Annotated in this window: 9 protein-coding genes; 2 read left to right on the top strand and 7 right to left on the bottom strand. The window is 66.7% G+C overall.

Annotated features, from left to right (window positions below):
- Positions 1-27: 27 nt before the first annotated feature.
- Both ACQ4MJ_RS06710 and ACQ4MJ_RS06705 read right to left on the bottom strand, forming a co-directional pair.
- Positions 28-627 carry a PAS domain-containing protein gene (locus tag ACQ4MJ_RS06710; RefSeq protein ID WP_431149482.1) on the bottom strand — a complete coding sequence of 200 codons (600 nt, stop codon included), beginning with the start codon at positions 625-627 and terminating at the stop codon, positions 28-30.
- Positions 628-670: 43 nt separating this feature from the next.
- Complete coding sequence (locus ACQ4MJ_RS06705; protein WP_431149483.1) at positions 671-3,235, bottom strand: chemotaxis protein CheB; 2,565 nt, start codon at positions 3,233-3,235, stop codon at positions 671-673.
- A gap of 229 nt (positions 3,236-3,464) precedes the next feature.
- Between ACQ4MJ_RS06705 and ACQ4MJ_RS06700 the strand changes: the two genes are divergently transcribed.
- On the top strand, positions 3,465-4,325 hold the full coding sequence (locus ACQ4MJ_RS06700; RefSeq protein WP_431149484.1) for a diguanylate cyclase domain-containing protein: 861 nt from the start codon (positions 3,465-3,467) through the stop codon (positions 4,323-4,325).
- Positions 4,326-4,457: 132 nt separating this feature from the next.
- Complete coding sequence (locus ACQ4MJ_RS06695) at positions 4,458-5,093, top strand: BON domain-containing protein (RefSeq protein WP_431149485.1); 636 nt, start codon at positions 4,458-4,460, stop codon at positions 5,091-5,093.
- A gap of 88 nt (positions 5,094-5,181) precedes the next feature.
- Here the strand turns inward: ACQ4MJ_RS06695 and ACQ4MJ_RS06690 are convergent, their stop codons facing one another.
- From ACQ4MJ_RS06690 to ACQ4MJ_RS06670, 5 genes are all read right to left on the bottom strand, one after another.
- On the bottom strand, positions 5,182-5,883 hold the full coding sequence (locus tag ACQ4MJ_RS06690) for a Crp/Fnr family transcriptional regulator (protein ID WP_218299886.1): 702 nt from the start codon (positions 5,881-5,883) through the stop codon (positions 5,182-5,184).
- 285 nt (positions 5,884-6,168) lie between these two features.
- Entirely contained in the window at positions 6,169-6,843 is a 675-nt protein-coding gene (locus ACQ4MJ_RS06685; protein ID WP_431153106.1) for a Crp/Fnr family transcriptional regulator, read from the bottom strand.
- Positions 6,844-7,035: 192 nt separating this feature from the next.
- On the bottom strand, positions 7,036-15,681 hold the full coding sequence (locus tag ACQ4MJ_RS06680; protein WP_431149486.1) for a GH36-type glycosyl hydrolase domain-containing protein: 8,646 nt from the start codon (positions 15,679-15,681) through the stop codon (positions 7,036-7,038).
- A 59-nt stretch (positions 15,682-15,740) separates the two neighbouring features.
- Positions 15,741-15,983, bottom strand: coding sequence for a hypothetical protein (locus ACQ4MJ_RS06675; protein WP_176886181.1), 243 nt, complete (start codon positions 15,981-15,983; stop codon positions 15,741-15,743).
- Positions 15,984-16,137: 154 nt separating this feature from the next.
- The gene (locus ACQ4MJ_RS06670; RefSeq protein ID WP_121506158.1) at positions 16,138-16,698 is read right to left on the bottom strand and encodes a methylated-DNA--[protein]-cysteine S-methyltransferase; all 561 of its coding nucleotides are present in this window, start codon (positions 16,696-16,698) and stop codon (positions 16,138-16,140) included.
- Positions 16,699-16,726 lie beyond the last annotated feature (28 nt).

Below are 16,726 nucleotides of genomic sequence, written 5' to 3'. Positions count from 1 at the left end.
TGCGGTGCGCTGGACTGAAGGCACGCCCTAACCAGACGCCGCAGGCGCCAGGAGCACCAGGATGAAACGACCCGAAGACACTTCCTTGTCGGCGGTGCACAGGAGCGTTCGGGAGACGCCGCCCTGTGCCAGAAAATGCAACTCGCACGTCTGAGGGGGGGCACCTGCGCGCGCTTGTGCGAGCATGCTCTGCAACTGTGCGTTGCTGGCCGCAGTCAGGAAACTGGCGAAAGATTGGCCCAGCACACCATGGCTGGCAGCACCCAGCAGGCGGAAGCCAGCGCGGTTGATTTCGCACACCACAGTGGTCTCATCGATGACCAGGAACGCAGCGGGCGCACGCTCGACAAGGTTCGTTTGGCGCGCCAAGTGGTTCTCCAGGTCGGCCCGGGAGTGCCGAAGTTCCTCGTGCTGCATATCGACCTCGACCTGGTGGACCTGAAGCTCGTGCAGCAGCGCCAGGGCGTCACCGGCAGTGGACGGCAATGACGCGAGCTTGTACAGAACCGCCATGGCCTCTGATGTGCTGGTGCGTGCAAGGTCGCTTCGGACGCCACCCGTTAGCTGCCCCGTCGCTCGCTCGCGCAAGCTCGACAAATAGGACGAAGATTCTGCGAGGTGTGACATGAATGCTCCTGAAAAGAGTGTGCTATCCGCAGTCGCTCTGACTCTACCCCTTGCGAAGGCGAGATTCGAGCTCTTTCGCCGCGGTGATGTCGATGAGGGTGATGACCACGCCCTGGATCACGTCGGCGAGCGTTCGGTAAGGCTTGATACGCACCAAAAACCAGAATCCATCGGTCGTCGTGATTTCTTTTTCCGTGAATGTCAGCGTCTTCAGGGTTTGCCTGGCGTCGTCATTGAGCGCAGGGTAATTCAGCGTGCTGGCCAGGTCGGTCAACGGTCGGCCGATGTCCCCTTCTCGCAGGTGGATGATGCGTGTGATCTTCTCGGTATAACGGCGCACGTTCAAGGCGCTGTCCAGAAACAGGGTGGCGATGTCCGTGCTGTTGAGCAGGTTTTGCATGTCGCTCTGGGCCAGCGCCAGATCATCCAGTTTGGTTTGCAGCTCCTGGTTCAGCGTCTGAAGCTCTTCGTTCATCGACTGCGACTCTTCTTTGGAAGTGGTCAGTTCTTCGTTGGCAGACTGCAGTTCTTCATTGGTGGACTGCAACTCTTCGTTGGCCGCCTGCAACTCCTCTGCCGAGGCCCTCATCTCTTGGCGCAGGGCTTGGATTTCGTCTTTGCAGCGCTGCAACTCCTCGACCATCTGCGGATCAGCGGCACCTGCAGAGGCCCGGCGCCTGCGCTTGGCCAGGACCGGCGCAGCCACATCGCGAAAAACGATCATTGCCAGGCCAGCCAAGGAATGGGGTTCCTGCATCAGTTTGACGATCACATCCACAGAAGGCTGCGTGGGCTCTTCGCTCAGGCGCAGCCCGCGCACCTCCACGCGGCATTTGTCCTGAACGGCTTGCCGCAGCGCCGCTGCAATTTGCGCCCTGATCGCAGGACGGGCCATCACATGGATGTTCCAGTTGGCCTTGCCGGATGCTGGCTCCAGGTATTTGCCCACGCTGCCGTTGATATACACGACATCGCCTTGGTCGGTGACCAACACGGCGGCGGGAGAGAATTCTTGAAGCAGCGCTTGCTCGGCGTGGGTCTGCAAATTGGAGGGAAGCACAACAGCCGAAGGGGACACCTTGAACTCCTGGGGAAGCCGGTTGGTCGCCCGGCGAAGGCTGATCGGAAAGTACGCCGAGCCAGCGTTGATTGAATTTTCAGTGCGCCAATAGAGCCGGGATTTCTGGCTCATCGGCGTAAAAAGCGCTTGCCAGGTGCCAATGGTCTCCGAACCTCCGAGCAACAACGCGCCGCCAGGGCGCAAGCTGTAGCTAAAGAGTGGCATCAGCCGACTTTGCAGTGCGGCATTGAAATAGATCATCAAGTTGCGGCACGAGAGCAAGTCGAGCTTGGTGAAAGGTGGGTCGAGAATCACATCGTGCTGCGCAAACAGCACCATTTCCCGAATCTTCTTGCTGATCAGGAATCCGCCGCCCTGGCGTGTGAAGAATCTGGCGAGCCTGGCCGGCTCCACGTCGTCCACGATCTTCAACGGGTAAAGACCCTTGCGGGCCGCAGCGATGGCGTCCGCGCTCAGGTCGCTGGCGAAAATTTGCAGTGAACAGCGCTCAGCGCCGGGGTGCTCTTTCAGCGCCTCCCTGAAGACCATGGCCAGGGAGTAAGCCTCTTCGCCCGTGGAGCATCCCACCACCCAGGCCCGCAGACGGGCGCCCGGCGAGCAGCGCGCCAGCAGGGCGGGCATCACCACGTCCTTGAGCTCTTGCCAGACCGAGGGGTCACGGAAGAAACTGGTCACGCCAATGAGCATTTCCTTGAAGAGCAGGTCCAGCTCCTGCGGGTTCTCCTGCACGAATTTTTCATACGCATCGGTCGTGGTCAGGCCGTGTACGCCCAGGCGCCGCTGGATGCGTCGGCGCAACGTGCTGGGCTTGTAGTCGGAGAGATCGTGTTTGCAGCGATCTCTCAGCAGGCCCAGGATGGCGCCCAGCGCCTGCCCGCTGTGGTTGCCCGCGTCGTCTTCGGGCGGCGGGGCAGTGCCGTGCTTTTCGTCGATGTGGCGCCCGATGCGATCGGGCAATTCAGCCGCAAGACCGATGATGTCGATGCACCCTGCCGCGATGGCACTTTGTGGCATGGAGTCGAACTGCGCGGACGCAGGCAACTGAGCAAGGGTCAGTCCGCCCTGCGACTTGATCGCCTGCAAACCCAAGGTGCCGTCGGACCCCATCCCCGAAAGAACCACGCCAATGGCCTGTTCACCCTGGTCGCGCGCCAGCGACGCAAAAAGCAGATCAATGGGCAGTCTCATGCCGCGAGGGTGAGCAGGCTCTGCAAGGTGCAGCAACCCTCCCGCGACTGTCAGCTCCTTGTTGGGGGGTATGACGTAGACCACGTCGGGCTCCATGCGCATCGTGTCAGTCGCTTCGAGCACCTCCATCGCCGTGCAGCGCTGCAGCAGCTCTGCAAGCATTGCCTTCTGCGTAGGATCCAGATGCTGGACAACCACGTAGGCAAGGCCACTCGACGGTGGGACGTGCGCCAGGAACTGCTCCAACGCGATCAGCCCCCCGGCCGATGCTCCCAACCCCACGGCACGAACTGCGCTCGAAGTGCGCGCCGCGATCCCGTGGCTTGAAGGTTGGTTCATGCCCGATTATCGGGGTACCCCTGCAGGGGGCGCCTGCGGGGGCTCACGGAGCCATTCAGCGCGCATACCGCCAAGGCGGCGTCCCATTTATGTACGCTGGCAGACAGAAACAATGCCCCTTCACCGGCCACACTGCGCCCCAAGCTCCTGTAGCAGTGCGCCAGTTCCCACGCCGCCGCTGCCCAGATATCCCCTCCGGCCAAGACAACGGCACAGAAAGGACCAGCGCATGGGCATCCCCGAACGACAATTCCTGTTCAGCAAGACACTCACCACCTCGTGGCCCAGTGCCGCGCAAATCCAGCACTGGACCCAGGTCTTGGGGACACTGCGGGCGCGGCTTCTCAAGCGGGAACTGCCGGGAGAGTCGCAGCTCCCCTTCCAGGCACCCGCCATAGTCCCCAAGCCGGGGCCGGATTTGAATCTGCTCGAATGTGTCGCGGCTCTGGAGGAAATGCACCAGGCGCTGCAGCGCGAGACCGCCCAGCGACAGGAGTTGGAGCGCGCCTACCGCGGCACCCACAAGGCGCTCGCTCAGGCGGAGGCCGACCTCGCCTTCGTGCGCAGCGGCGAGTGCAAGGCACGCCACGAGGCGCTGCATGACGAGCTGACGGCCCTGCCCAACCGCCGTCACCTGCTGGAGCAACTGGGCAAGGCCCTGGCCACGCGCCGCCCCGAACACGTAGGGCCCACGGTGATCTACATCGACCTCGACCACTTCAAGGCCGTGAACGACACCCATGGGCACGGTGTGGGTGACGAGGTGCTGCGCATTACCGCAGCACGGCTGAGTGCAGCGGTGCGCCACGGCGACCTGGTGGTGCGCCTGGGGGGCGACGAGTTCGCCTGCCTGCTGCAAGGCATGGCCGACGCTGCGCCGTTGCGCCAACTGTGCGCCAAGTTGCTGGAGGCCGTGTCCCGCCCCATGAAGGTCGCCGACCTGCAACTGCTGGTGTGCCCCAGCATTGGCGTAGCCATGTGCCCCCAGCATGGCACGACGGCCAAAGACCTGATGGCATGCGCCGATGCGGCGATGTATGCGGCCAAGCGCGAACGGCGCGGATTCGCGTTCTACGGCGAAGTCGCGTGATCCTGCAAGCGCCCTCCTTACAAAGTAAAACACGCCCATGGGTACGGTTACGAACAGACCGCCACAGCGCACCATGGGACAGTGCAAACAACGGCCACCACCATGGTGGCTGTCTCTCCAAAGGACTGCTCCATGCGCCACCCCTCACCCCGCCACCTTTCCGGCGCCCTTCTGGGGGCGCTTGCTGTGATGTCGCTGCAGGGCTGCAAGCGCATCGACATGGTCACCGACTGGACTCCCGCCAGCCCCTCCCCCACCGCCTACCTGGAAGACAGCGTGCTGGCGTCGCGGGTCCGCGCCGCACTCATCCTGTCGCCGGTGGTGAACAGCTTCAACATTGGCGTCGAATCGCACCAGGGGGTCGTGCTGCTCAGCGGCATGGCGGCAGACCCCACGCAGATCGATCTGGCCGTGTTTGTGGCGCAAACCGTGCCCGGTGTGAGTTCGGTGGACAGCTTCATGTTTTCCACGGGAATGCCTGCCGTCCACGCCACCGAGGACAAGGGCTATTCACCCGACCCGGCTGCCTTGCAAGGCAAGAGCCCGCTGGGCAGCTTCCCGCACCCTGAACCTACGGGCATGGAGAAAGGCCGTTCATCCGCCGTCTCCACCCCCGCCCCTCTTGCCCTGGCGTCGTTGAGTCATCCCCTGGCTTCAGAAGGCGGCCCCACCACTGGAACTGCACCTGCGCAAAGCCGCTGGGTGAGCATGGCCCACCGCGTACTGGGCATTCGCAGCATTCAAGAAGAACTGTTGATCAAGCAGTAGGCGCTGCCCTTCCGCAGAAAGGGGCACAGCCGTGCGGGCCCGGCGCCCTCAGAGCCTCCTGAGGGTCTTCTGAGGGTCTTTTGGATGGTCAGAGTTTGGCTTTCATCAATCGCTGGTAAATCTGTTTGTCCGCGGCATAGCAGCTGCAGGCCTCGGCCTCCAGCGCCTTGCGGTCGAGCACCGTGAGTTCGCCACGGTGATAGACGATCAACCCACTGTCCTGAAAATGGCTGGCCGCCTCGGTCACGCCCACGCGGCGCACACCCAGCATCAGGGCCATGAATTCCTGGGTGACGTGAAAACTCGCCGAATGCGACCGGTCCTGCATCATCAACAGCCAGCGCGCCAGGCGCGGCGCGATCTGGTGGTAGCGCTGGCATGCCGCCGCCAGCGTCTGCTGGTGCAGGCGCGCCAGCAGGCAGGCCTGTAGCAAGGCCTCCAGTTCGGGAATCGCGTCGATCTGCGTGCGCAGTTGCTGGGCGCCGATGCGCCAGCTGGACCCGGCCCCCTGCACCAGCGCCCGCCAAGGTGTGGCCGCCAGCCCCAGAATCAGCTCAGACCCCAGCATCGCCTCTGCCCCCACCATGCCGACTTCGAGTGGGGGGTGGCTGTCCACATCGATCACCAGGGACAGGAAACCTTCGATGGGAAAGTGGGCATGCTGCAGCGGCTTGCCCCGCACGCTCAGCTCTGCGGAAAGCACCAGCTCGAACGGCTCGCAATGGTCTAGCAACCGCTGGCGTACTGCAGGGGGCAATTTGTGAAGAAGGGCGTTTTCGGGGTGGTGCATCAGGGTGTCTCACGGGTCGGCCAGCGCCACTCAAAGAAGCAACATCATGGCAACCGCGCGGGGCGTGCCCAGCGCAGATCTTTGCCCAGTGTGGGCGGCCCCATGTACCGTGACTGTCTGCCAGCGTACACAGCGCGCCTTGCCGGACTGCCCTTGCTTTTCGAACCGGCTTAGAGCTGCTCGCAGAACTCAGCGCAGCGGCCCTGGCTAGGCGTTCCGTCGCAGGCAGTACAAGCGATACGACAAGACGGAACAACAACACCAGGGGAGTTTTGTGAGCCGCTCTTATTTGGCAACGCCCTTGGGCAGCAAGCGGTCGTACTCTTTCTTGACAACCTCGTAGCACTCACAGGTGCGCCCTTCCAGCCCTGGGCGATCCAGCACATTGATGCGCCCCCGGGCATAACTGATGAGCCCCGCACGCTGCAGCTTGAGGGCCGCCTCCGTCACGCCTTCGCGCCGCACGCCCAGCATGTTGGCGATCAGCTCCTGCGTCATCACCAGCTGGTTGCATTGCAGGCGGTCCAGGCTCAGCAGCAGCCAGCGGCACAGCTGCTGGTCCAGCGAATGGTGGCGGTTGCACACGGCGGTCTGCGCCATCTGAGTAATGAGTGCCTGCGTGTAGCGCAGCAGCAGGTGCATGACCGGCCCGGAGCGGGAAAACTCCAGCTTCATGGCGTCGGCGCGCATGCGGTAACCCGAACCCGCGCTTTGCACCACAGCACGGCTCGGGGTAGAGCCGCCGCCCATGAAGATGGAGATGCCCACCAGGCCCTCAAAGCCCACCACTGCAATCTCTGCCGAAGCTCCGTCCTCCAGCACGTACAGCAGAGACACGATGGCGTCGGTGGGGAAATACACATACGGCATGGTTGCGCCGGATTCGTACAGCACCTGCCCCAACGCCAGTTCCACCGTCTCCAGCTGCGGCAGCCAGCGCTGCAACTCCACCTCCGGCAAAGCGGCCAGCAATTGATTCTGAAGGGGAGAGTCGGATCGTTTGATGGCGGCACCTTGTGGAACGCGGGGCGCACCACCATCGCGGTTGTGCCTGCCACGCTGGGCAAGTAACCAGTTTGTGGGGCCACGCCCTTCGGGTCTGTACGGTATCGCACATACACACATTTACCAAATGACTTCTGCCCATTCGCGCTACACGGCGCCCGCAACAGTGTCTGGCTGCCCCCGGACAGGGATCACACAGCAGAGGTCTGAAGGGAGATCGACCCAGCGCAGCCGCTCTCCCACCTGGAGCCAGCGTGCGCCAGATGGGGCACTGTCCGGCAACGCGGCAGGCTCCGCCCCTGGGGCCACCCGCACCAGGATGAACCGCAGCGTGCGCCCACCGCGCACCAGAGTCAACTCTGCGCCCGGCCAGTGCGATGGCAGGCAAGGCGTGAAGAACAGCTCCTGCGCGCCCATCTGCAACCCCACGATGGACTCCACCGCCGCCCGGTGCAGCCAGCCCGCCGCGCCGGTGTACCAGCTCCAGCCGCCGCGCCCCACATAGGGTGGCTGGCTGTAGATGTCAGCCGCCATCACATAGGGCTCCACGGCGTACACCGGCCCCCACACCGGGTGCTGGGCCCGGTGCGCCGGGCTCAGGTAGGTGAAGTAGCGGTAAGGCACATCGAACGCACCGGGGTGCTCAGGCTCCTGCAGGGCCAGTTCTGCAGCGGCCATCAGCGCCCACACGCCGCCATGGGCATATTGCCCGCCGTTCTCGCGCACGCCGGGCGGGTAGGCCTGGATGTAGCCCGCACTGGGCTCGGCATGGTGCAGCGGGGGCGCCAGCAGCTGGATCAAGCCTGCTGCGGGGTTGACCAGATGCGCCTCGACCGCGTCCATTGCCTGACGCTGCCGTTCAGGCGCTGCGGCGCCCGAAAGCACTGCCCAGGCCTGTGCGATGAGGTCAATGCGGCCCTCGTCCCGCGTGTGGCTGCCCAGGGCCGAGCCATCGTCGAAAAAGGCGCGCTGGTACCAATCACCGTCCCACGCCTGGTTTTCCAATGCGGCGCGCCAGCCGGTCAGGGCAACGTCCCAGCGCTGCACCCGATCCAGATCGCCCCGATCGCGGGCGATCGGAATCCAGTCAGCAACGATGGCGCACAGAAACCACGCCAGCCACACCGATTCGCCGCGCCCACCATCGCCCACGCGGTTCATGCCGTCGTTCCAGTCGCCGCCGCCCATCAGCGGCAGGCCGTGCGTGCCGGTGCGCAGGCTGCGGTCGATGGTGCGGGCGGAATGCTCGTAAACACTGGCCGTGGTGGTGCTGGCGCTGGGCGATTCGTAGATGTCTTCCGCCCCTTCGGGGATCGCAGAACCTTCCAGGAACGCCACCTGCTCCTCCAGCAAGCTGTGGTCTGCCGTGCGCTGCAGGTAATGCGCGCAGGCAAAGGGCAGCCACAGCAGGTCGTCCGAGAAATGCGTGCGCACCCCGGCCCCACCCGGCGTGTGCCACCAATGCTGCACATCGCCCGCTTCAAACTGGCGCGACGCGCACAGAACAATCTGCGCGCGCAAGGTGCCCGGCTGCGCCCAGGCCAGCGCCATTGCGTCCTGCAACTGGTCGCGGTAGCCCGTGGCACCACCCGCCTGGTAAAAGCCCGCTTTGGCAAACAGGCGTGAAGACACCGTCTGGTACAGCAGCCAGCGGTTGACCAGCACATCGAACAGCGGGTCGGGCGTGGTCACCTGCGTGGCACCCAGCAGTTCGTTCCACCGGTCCAGCGTGGCCTGCTCGCGTGTACGGGCCGCCACGGCCATGGCCTCTTGCGCCAGCGAGCGTGCCGCAGCCTCGGTGGGTGCGTAGCCCATCAGGTACACGCGCTCGAACACCGCCCCGGCCCGCAAGGTCACCAAACGCGACAGGGCTGCACAGGGGTCCAGCCCAAACCCGCTGCGCTGCCCCAACTGCAGGGGCACCACCAGATCGCCCTGCGCATCGAAGAACTCGCGGCGGTCGCTCGTCCAGTCCAGGCTGTCGTTGGCACGGTCGTCCGTGCCCGGCCCGGCCGAGGCCTCGCAGAAAAAGGCTGTGCCCCCGCCCAAGCCTGCGGCCGCCTCGGTCTGCGTGCACAGCAGGCCCAGCAAGCGGCCATCGGGCAGTGGCGCAAAACACGGTGCGGTGGACAGCGTGGCACGGTCGCCGCGTTTTTCGCCCATCATCCACTCCACCATGCCCACCAGGCGCAAGTGCTCGCGCCGGTTGCCCAGGTTTCGCACCTGCACAAACACCTGCTTGATGGCGGTGACGGGGTCCACGCACCAGCGCACCTCCACCTCCAGCGCGCCTCGGCGGTGGCGGATGGTGGTGGTGCCCTGGGCGTGCTCCACGCGGTACACCACATCGGCCGCACCCCAGGCCGAGGGCGTCAGGCCCCACACCTCACGCGTGCGGCGGTCCTGCAGCAGCAGCCATTCGGCGGGCGGGTCGGCCACCGGGTCGTTCGACCACGCGGTGAGCTGGTTCAGGCGGCTGTTGAGCGCCCAGGTGTTGCCTGAGCCAGTTTCCGACACCATGGCCCCCAGCTGGGCATTGGCCAGCACATTGACCCAGGGCTTGGCGGGCCGCAGCGCGGCCGACACATCAAACCCAAAGGTGCCGGTCACCGGTGCAAAACCGCCCACCGGCGCGGGCACCCGCGTGCTGCCCGGGTGCGTGGGCACTTCGTCCGTGGCGCCGCCGCGCCAGGGGCTGGCCATCGAGACGCCATGGGCCGCCACCCAGGCCTTTACCTGGTGCATGAGCGCATGGCCATCGGCCTGCAGGGTGATGCGGGCCAGGCTCACCAAGGTGCCCAGCTGCTCAGCCGACAGCTCATCCAGCCTTAGCACCCGCAGGCTGGTCACCGCCGGGCCGGTGTGTGTGGCCAGGTCGGCATCGTGGTGCTCGCGCAGCAGCGTCAGCTCGCGCTGCAGGGGCATGTGGTACGAGTGCGATTCGCTGCTGAGCACCACCAGGTCGCAGGCCACGCCGCCATGCGCCCATTCGCGCAGCGCCTGGGCCAGCGTGCGCAACAAGCCCATGCCCTGGGGCGATCCGGCCATCACCAGCACGATGGGCCGGTCGCCTGACAGGCCCAGTTGCCACAGCGCGCGCCGGTCACACACGGGGTGGGCGGACTGGGCCTCGGTCAGCACGCCCAGGTAGGGGGTGTGGACCTTGGGCAGCGTGAACACCAGCGCAGTAGTCAGTGCCTGCAGCGCGGGCAGGTAGTCGCGGTGCGGGCGGTGCGACGCCCACTGGATGCTGGCCAGCGTGGCCGACATGGCCGAAGCGCGCTCCAGATAGGTGGGCTGGCGGTACTTGTCGATGATGGCCAGCAGCGTGGCCGGGTCTTGCGATGCCGCCGTGGCAAAAGTGACGCAGGCCTGCGCACCGGGCGCAATGCGCAGCATCACGCCCAGCGCCGCCACAGGGTCCAGGCCCGTGTCCAGCGATGCAGGCACTTCAGGCACGCGGCTGAGCAAAGCCAATGGCTGGCCGGGCGTATGGTTGCGCCCCAGCCAGAGCTGCCGGTCTGTCTGGCAACGCAGGCCCAGCACGTGCCCTTGGGTATCTGCGACAAAGTGGGCGGCTTGCAGGGTGGTCTCGGTCTGCAGGCGGGGCGTTCGGATGAACCTCAGCGCCTGCTGTGCGGGCAGCCAGTCGGCCGCGACGAAAAGGTTGGAGAACGCGGGGTGCGCCTCGTCGGCCGCGTGGGTGGCCAGGGTGATGTCCAGGGCCGAAATCAGCTCCAGCTCGATCACCTCATCACCCAGGTTGCTCACCACCACCTTGCGCAGTTCAATGTCGTCTTCCGGGCTCACCCACACGGTGGTGTGCACGCGCAGCCCCGGCCACAGTGCGTCAAAACACACGCGGTCGGTGTGGAAGATGCTGCCATACACCGCACGCGCATCGGGCGCGGGGTGGCTGGTGACGGACGCGGGCACGCTGGAGCCCATCTGCCGCACATACAGAAAGCTGCCATGTGCATCCCGCAGCGCATCGTCGCGCCAGCGGGTGATGCCCGTCTGGTGCCAGCGGCTCCACCCTGCCCCGTTGGCGCGCAGGGTAACGCTGTAGCGCCCGTTGCCCAGCAGGTGCGTGGGCTCCAAGACCTGGGCGCCCGGGGTGACGGGGCGCACATGGTCGGGCGTTTTTTGTTGGCGCGCATGCAGCGGCAGGCGCGGCGGGGTGGCCTGCAAGGTGGGCAGCTCGCGCGGTGCGCGCTCCTGCAGCAGCGGCAGCACGGCTTCGATGCGGGCATGCGCCGTGCCCCAGCGCTGCGCAACGCCACCCAGCAGCACGTTGGCCAGCGCCACGATGGTCATACCCTGGTGGTGGGCCATGTAGGTGCTGACCAGCGTGAGCCGCTCGCCATGGGTCTGGCGTTCGGGCGTGAAGTCCAGCGCCTCGTAAAAGCCGTAGCGCCCCCGCGCCGACAGTGCGGCCAGCGTGCGGAAGTTGGCGCAGGCTGCGCGGGCATCCACCTGGGTGGCCAGCGCCGTGGCATAGGGGGCAATCACCAGCTCGCCCACGGGCGTGCGGCGCAAGGCCAGGCGGGGCACGCCTTGCGGAGCGTACTGGTAGGCCAGCGTGTGGTCGCGCCCGGCGTAGGCGCATTCCGAAATGCCCCAGGGCATGTCTTTGCCCAAGGCCTGCACCAGCGCCACATGCTCACGCAGGGCGGACCTCCCTGCCTCGCCCAGGGCGCTGTGATACGGCTCGTCCATGACCAGCGTAGGCATCAGGTACTCGAACATTGAGCCCGACCACGAGCGCAGCACCGCATGGTGGCCGCTGGCAAAGAACGGCCGCCCCAGGGCCGCCCAGTGCTTGACGGGCAAGTCGCCCTTGGCGACGGCCAGGAGGCTGGTGGTGCGCGATTCGGACGCGAGCAAGTCGTAGAACGAGGTGTCCAGCTGCTGCTCGTCCACCCGGTAGCCAATGTGCAACAGGTGCCGGCGGGGGTGGTACAGAAACCGGAAGTCGGCCTGCCAGGCCAGGGCATCCAGCGCCTCTGCCAGCCCCATGAGGCGCCGCGTGGCCTCGGGTGCGCCGCCGTTGTGTGCGGCCTGCTGGTCACGGTCCACCGACTGCAGTGTGGCCAGGTGGTCGGCCAGCAGCCACAGCAGTTCGTCCTGCGCCGTGGGCGGGCTGTGCACGATGGCCGGGTGGCGTGGCTGGGCCATGCTGCGCAGCTCGTCCTGCGCCTGCGCCAGCAGCGCGCGAAACGCCGTGGCCTCCGGCTGGTGCGCCGGGTCCGGCAGACGCATTCCCAGCAGACGGCTCAAGGCGGACGAGGGCTGCATCCCACGCAAGCCCGGGTGGTGGACGCCCAGCCGGGGCTGCAGTCGAGCCAGCGAGGTGCGGATGGCCTGCGCACCCGCCAGCGGTGACAGTGGCTGCGCCGCCAGCGCGCTGCAGGCCTGCGCCACGGCAACCAGGTGCGCGCAGAGATTGCCGCTGTCCACCGTGGACACATAACGCGGGTGCAGGGGCTGCAGGGTTTCGGTGTCGTACCAGTTCAGGAAGTGGCCCCGGTGCCGCTCCATGGCTTGCAGGGTCACGAGGGTGGCTTCGAGCCGGTCGAGCAGCTCCAGCGTGCCGATCCAGCCGAACTGGCGCGCACAGCTGGCGCTCAGCAGGTACAGCCCGATGTTGGTGGGCGAGGTACGGTGCGCCACCATTTCATACGGGGCGGTCTGGAGGTTGTCGGGCGGCAGGTGGTGGTTGGGGGCGTCTACACAGCGCTCGAACAAACGCCAAGTGTCGCGCGCCACGCCGTGCAGCAGGTCCTGGTCTTGTGCCGACAGTGTTGGGTTGCCCAGGCCAGACGGAACGCGGTTGGCCAGCCACACCAGCAGCGGCGACAGCGCCCACAGCGCCAGCAGCGGCCCCACCAAGGCCCAGGGTGCCTGGGTTCCACCGGCCCACAGCGCCACGCCACAGCCCAGCGCCAGCAAGGGTGCCGCCTTGTGTCTGCGCAGCGTGGCGCCCAGGCCTGTGATCAGGGTGTTCTGCGCAGCCTCGGCCGTGGTCCACTCCAGCAGATGCCAGCGGCTCACGGCCTGCCGGTGCACGGTGCGCACCACGGCATCGCCCAGCAGCAGCGCCTGCTGCGGCAGCAGGGCCAAGTGCCACACACCACTGGCCAGGGCCCTCAACAGGTCGCCCGATGCTTCGTGCACAAAACGCATGCCGACCAGCCCAAAACGGCTGGGCACCCAGCCCGCAAGTGCCCCCATCAAGGGCGCAGCCGCATAGGCCGCAACCACCAGCGCCAGCGTGCTGGCCAAGGGCAGGCCCAGGCCCGCCAGGGCCAGCACCACCAGCACCAGCGATGCGGGCGCCACGAGCGAGCGGCGCAGGTTGTCCAGCAGCTTCCAGCGGTTGAGGGGCGAAAGGCCCCAGCGCTGGGCCTGGGCCAGAAAGGGCCACAGCTGCCAGTCGCCCCGCGTCCAGCGGTGCAGGCGGGCGGCTGCGGTGTCACTGTGTTCGGGCTCCGCCTCCACCAGCGTCACATCGCTGACCACGGCGCAGCGTGCCAGCGCACCTTCGAGCAGGTCGTGGCTCAGCACCTGGTCGGCCGGCAGGCGCCCGCCCAGCACGGCGTGCACCGTGGCCACATGCAGCAGGCCCTTGCCGGTGAAGCTGCCTTCGGCAAAAAAATCCTGGTACACGTCAGACGTCATGGCGCTATACGGGTCCAGCCCCTGCTGGCCCGCAAACAGCCATTGCCACAACGAGGTGGTGGCAGCGGTGGGCAGTGGCGCCAGCACCCGGGGCTGCAGGATGCCGTAGCCCTGTACCACGCGCTGGCCTGTGGCATCCAGCCGGGGCTGGTTCTCGGGGTGCTCGGCCACCCCCACCAGGCTGCGCAGGCGGCCCGGGGGCAGCTGCGTATCGCTGTCCAGCGTGAGCACATAGCGGGTCTGCGGTGCCAGGTGCGAGAGTTCGCCCAAGTCCAGGAAGGCGCCTTGCCCGCCAGTGGCGAGGGCCGCCACCAGCTGTTCGAGCTTGCCGCGCTTGCGCTCCCAGCCGATCCACTGCTGCTGCGTGGGGCTGTAGGTGCGGGTGCGGTGCAGCAGCAAAAACCGCGGGGCACCGCCCGTGATAGACGGGTGCTGGGCATTCAGGGCCAACATCAAGCCCTCGGCATGGGCCAGCAGCACGCCGTCTTCGGGCAGGTCTTGCACATCGGCATCCACACCGTCGGTCAGCAGCGCAAATTGCGCAAAGGGCTCGGGGTTGGCCAGGTAATGCAGGTGCAGGCGGTGCACCAGCCGGTCGATGGTGCCGGTGCTGCTGAGCAGGGCCGGGATAGCCACCAGCACACGTGCCGATACCGGAATGCCCGCTGGCAGCAGGTAGCGGGGCATGTAGGTCGGACGGACGGATTCGCCAATGAGCCGGTTGACCACGGCCACCACGATCTCGGACACCGGCAGCAGCAACAAGACGGCGAGCAGCGCCAGGCCCGCAAGATGGGCTGCGCTGGTATCGGGCCCCGCCTGCACACCCCACAGGGGCGCCATCAGCCAGGCCAGCAGACCGAGCGAGCCCAGCAGCAAGGCGCCCAGGTACAGCGGCACACGCGACAGGCCCACCGCAGACCGCCACAGGGCCACCGCGTCGGTGGCATGTCGGCGCACACCCAGGGCATGCTCCAGCTGGTTGCGCCCGGCGCCTTGCAGCCAATAGCCTGCCAAGGCCTGCGCAGCTCCCGGATGATCTGGAGGCTCGCCGTCGGCACCCGACATCAGCACCAGCAGCGCCTGCGCCACGGCGGCCTCGCCCTGCCCGCTGCGGGCCGACAGGTTTTCGATGCCATGCAAGGTGGTGTTGCGGGTGGACTCGTCTTCGGCCGCGAACACGGGCGACTGCAGCATGGCGCGCAGCACCAGGCTGGTCTGGCCGATGATGTCGGACCAGTCGGCCGCGCCCACCCGCCGCAGTGCCGTGACGGCATTGCCCATGCTCAGCTGGTCGGCGGCCTGGTTGATCTGCTGCTGGGCCTGCAACGCCACCAAGTCGGGCACAGCGGTCAGCAACCACTGCTGTACGGGCGTTGGCGTGCCTGCAGCGGCATGCCCGCCCACCACGCCGCGCCCCATCATCGACTGCGCCAGGTGGGCCAGGAACACCGGTGCCACGCCACGCTGCTCCATGGCTGCGCAGGCGGCATCCAGCGTCAACACGTTCAGGTCCTTGCTGCGGGCGGCGCACAGGCTGGCCAGCTCCTGCGCGGCCTTGTGGCTGGCCAGGCGCTCGGCCAGGCGGCGCAGGTTCTCCACCAGCACCACACGCAGCGTGGTGGGCAGCGCCCACAGCTCGCCCTGGCTCAGCTCGCGGGTCTCCTGGTAGGCGTTGAGGTAGTGCACCAGCAGCGATTCATCAAACGCGCTGTCGGTGTGGGCCACAAACGACCACGCCACGCCGTACACACGCGGCAAGCCCACTAGCGGGGCGTCTTTGAGCACCGGCAGCGAGCGGTAGTAACGCGGCGGCAGCCCGGCCCGGATCTCCTTGAGCTGGCTTTCGATCAGGTGGAAGTTGTCAAACAGCCATTCAGCGGCGGGGCTGATGGCATGCTCGTCGTGAGGTGCATCGAACAGGTAGCGGTACGCGGCCCGCAGCGCGCGGATGTTGCTCTGCAGGCGTGGGTAAAAGGTGGTGCGGCCAAACGGCGCCTTGCCTGCGTGGTGGGACGCGCCCAGGTGCCGACCATGCTCTTCGAAGCGGGCCACGCCAAACACTTCGGCCCGCAAGGGGTCCAGCACCAGCCCTGCCCGGGCATCGAGCATGCGGTCCAGCGCGGAAGGAACCCAGGGCCATGGTGTGCGTAAGCCCATGCGTGCGCCCCCTATCGCACCAGCGATACGGCCCCCACCAGCAACGTGGCCAAGAGTGCAACGGTAACCACATGTTCTGCGACCAATGCCTGCAGGCCGGCAGCACCAGCTAGAAACTGGTCCAGCGGCCCCCGCAGCGCGCCGCAGTGCGCCAAGTGTTCACCCAGGTGGGAGAGCTCCAGCGGCGACAGGTCTGCCGGCTGCCCGACGCAAGACGTGTCCCACGCAGAGGCAACGAAAGATGGATGGGACATGGGGCAGCTCCTGGTACAAGTGAATGGCGCCACCGCATTGCGGCTGCGCTCTGATCCTCTTGTACAAGGTGCTGGAACGGCGGGTCTGTGCGTTGCCGAACAGACTGGGCACCTACCGTTTTTGGCCTACAGCGGCTCGCCCAAAGCCCTACACCTACCAGTCAAACAGCGACGGCGTTCCACCCGGGCACGCGCCTTCAATCTGCAGCATGCGCAGCTTGGTCAGCGCGCCGCCTCCGGCCGAGAAGCCGCCCGGCCGGTCACCCGCAGCCAGCACCCGGTGGCACGGCACCACGGGCGCAAACGGGTTCAGGCCCAGCGCCTGCCCCACGGCGCGCGACAGGCCCTTGCTGCCGATCTGTTCGGCCACCTCGCCATAGGTGCGCGTGCGGCCCGGCGGGATGGCCCGGGCAATGGCATACACCTGCTGGTGAAACGGCGAAATGCCGGACATGTCGAGCGGCACCTCGCACAAGTCGCGGGGTTGCCCCGCCAGCAGCGCCTGGATGCCTTCGATGGCGCTGCGCACGGGAGCGGGAGGCTCCCCAGACTGCGCGCAGTGTGAATGGCTGCGCAGCAAACGCGCCCGGGTCGCCTCGGCATCCGCCTCGGGCAACTGCACGGCCACGATGCCGCCCGGGCCCCAGGCAATGCCGCAGGTGCCGATGGCGGTGTCGAACAGCGCATGGCCGTGGCCAGGGGTGGCATCAGGCACAGTGCGGGCCCCTCCTTGCAGGCTTGGT

The organism is Acidovorax facilis, assembly GCF_050626955.1.
Classification (GTDB): Bacteria; Pseudomonadota; Gammaproteobacteria; order Burkholderiales; family Burkholderiaceae_C; genus Acidovorax; species Acidovorax facilis.
Note: the sequence above shows the minus strand (reverse complement) of the source record. Positions and strands in the feature narration are given on the sequence as shown.

Bases quoted from the DNA above. Each gene is read 5' to 3' on its own strand.
- ACQ4MJ_RS06710 (WP_431149482.1), bottom strand. From the start codon at position 627: ATGTCACACCTCGCAGAATCTTCGTCCTATTTGTCGAGCTTGCGCGAG.
- ACQ4MJ_RS06705 (WP_431149483.1), bottom strand. From the start codon at position 3,235: ATGAACCAACCTTCAAGCCACGGGATCGCGGCGCGCACTTCGAGCGCA.
- ACQ4MJ_RS06700 (WP_431149484.1), top strand. From the start codon at position 3,465: ATGGGCATCCCCGAACGACAATTCCTGTTCAGCAAGACACTCACCACC.
- ACQ4MJ_RS06695 (WP_431149485.1), top strand. From the start codon at position 4,458: ATGCGCCACCCCTCACCCCGCCACCTTTCCGGCGCCCTTCTGGGGGCG.
- ACQ4MJ_RS06690 (WP_218299886.1), bottom strand. From the start codon at position 5,883: ATGCACCACCCCGAAAACGCCCTTCTTCACAAATTGCCCCCTGCAGTA.
- ACQ4MJ_RS06680 (WP_431149486.1), bottom strand. From the start codon at position 15,681: ATGCTCGATGCCCGGGCAGGGCTGGTGCTGGACCCCTTGCGGGCCGAA.
- ACQ4MJ_RS06675 (WP_176886181.1), bottom strand. From the start codon at position 15,983: ATGTCCCATCCATCTTTCGTTGCCTCTGCGTGGGACACGTCTTGCGTC.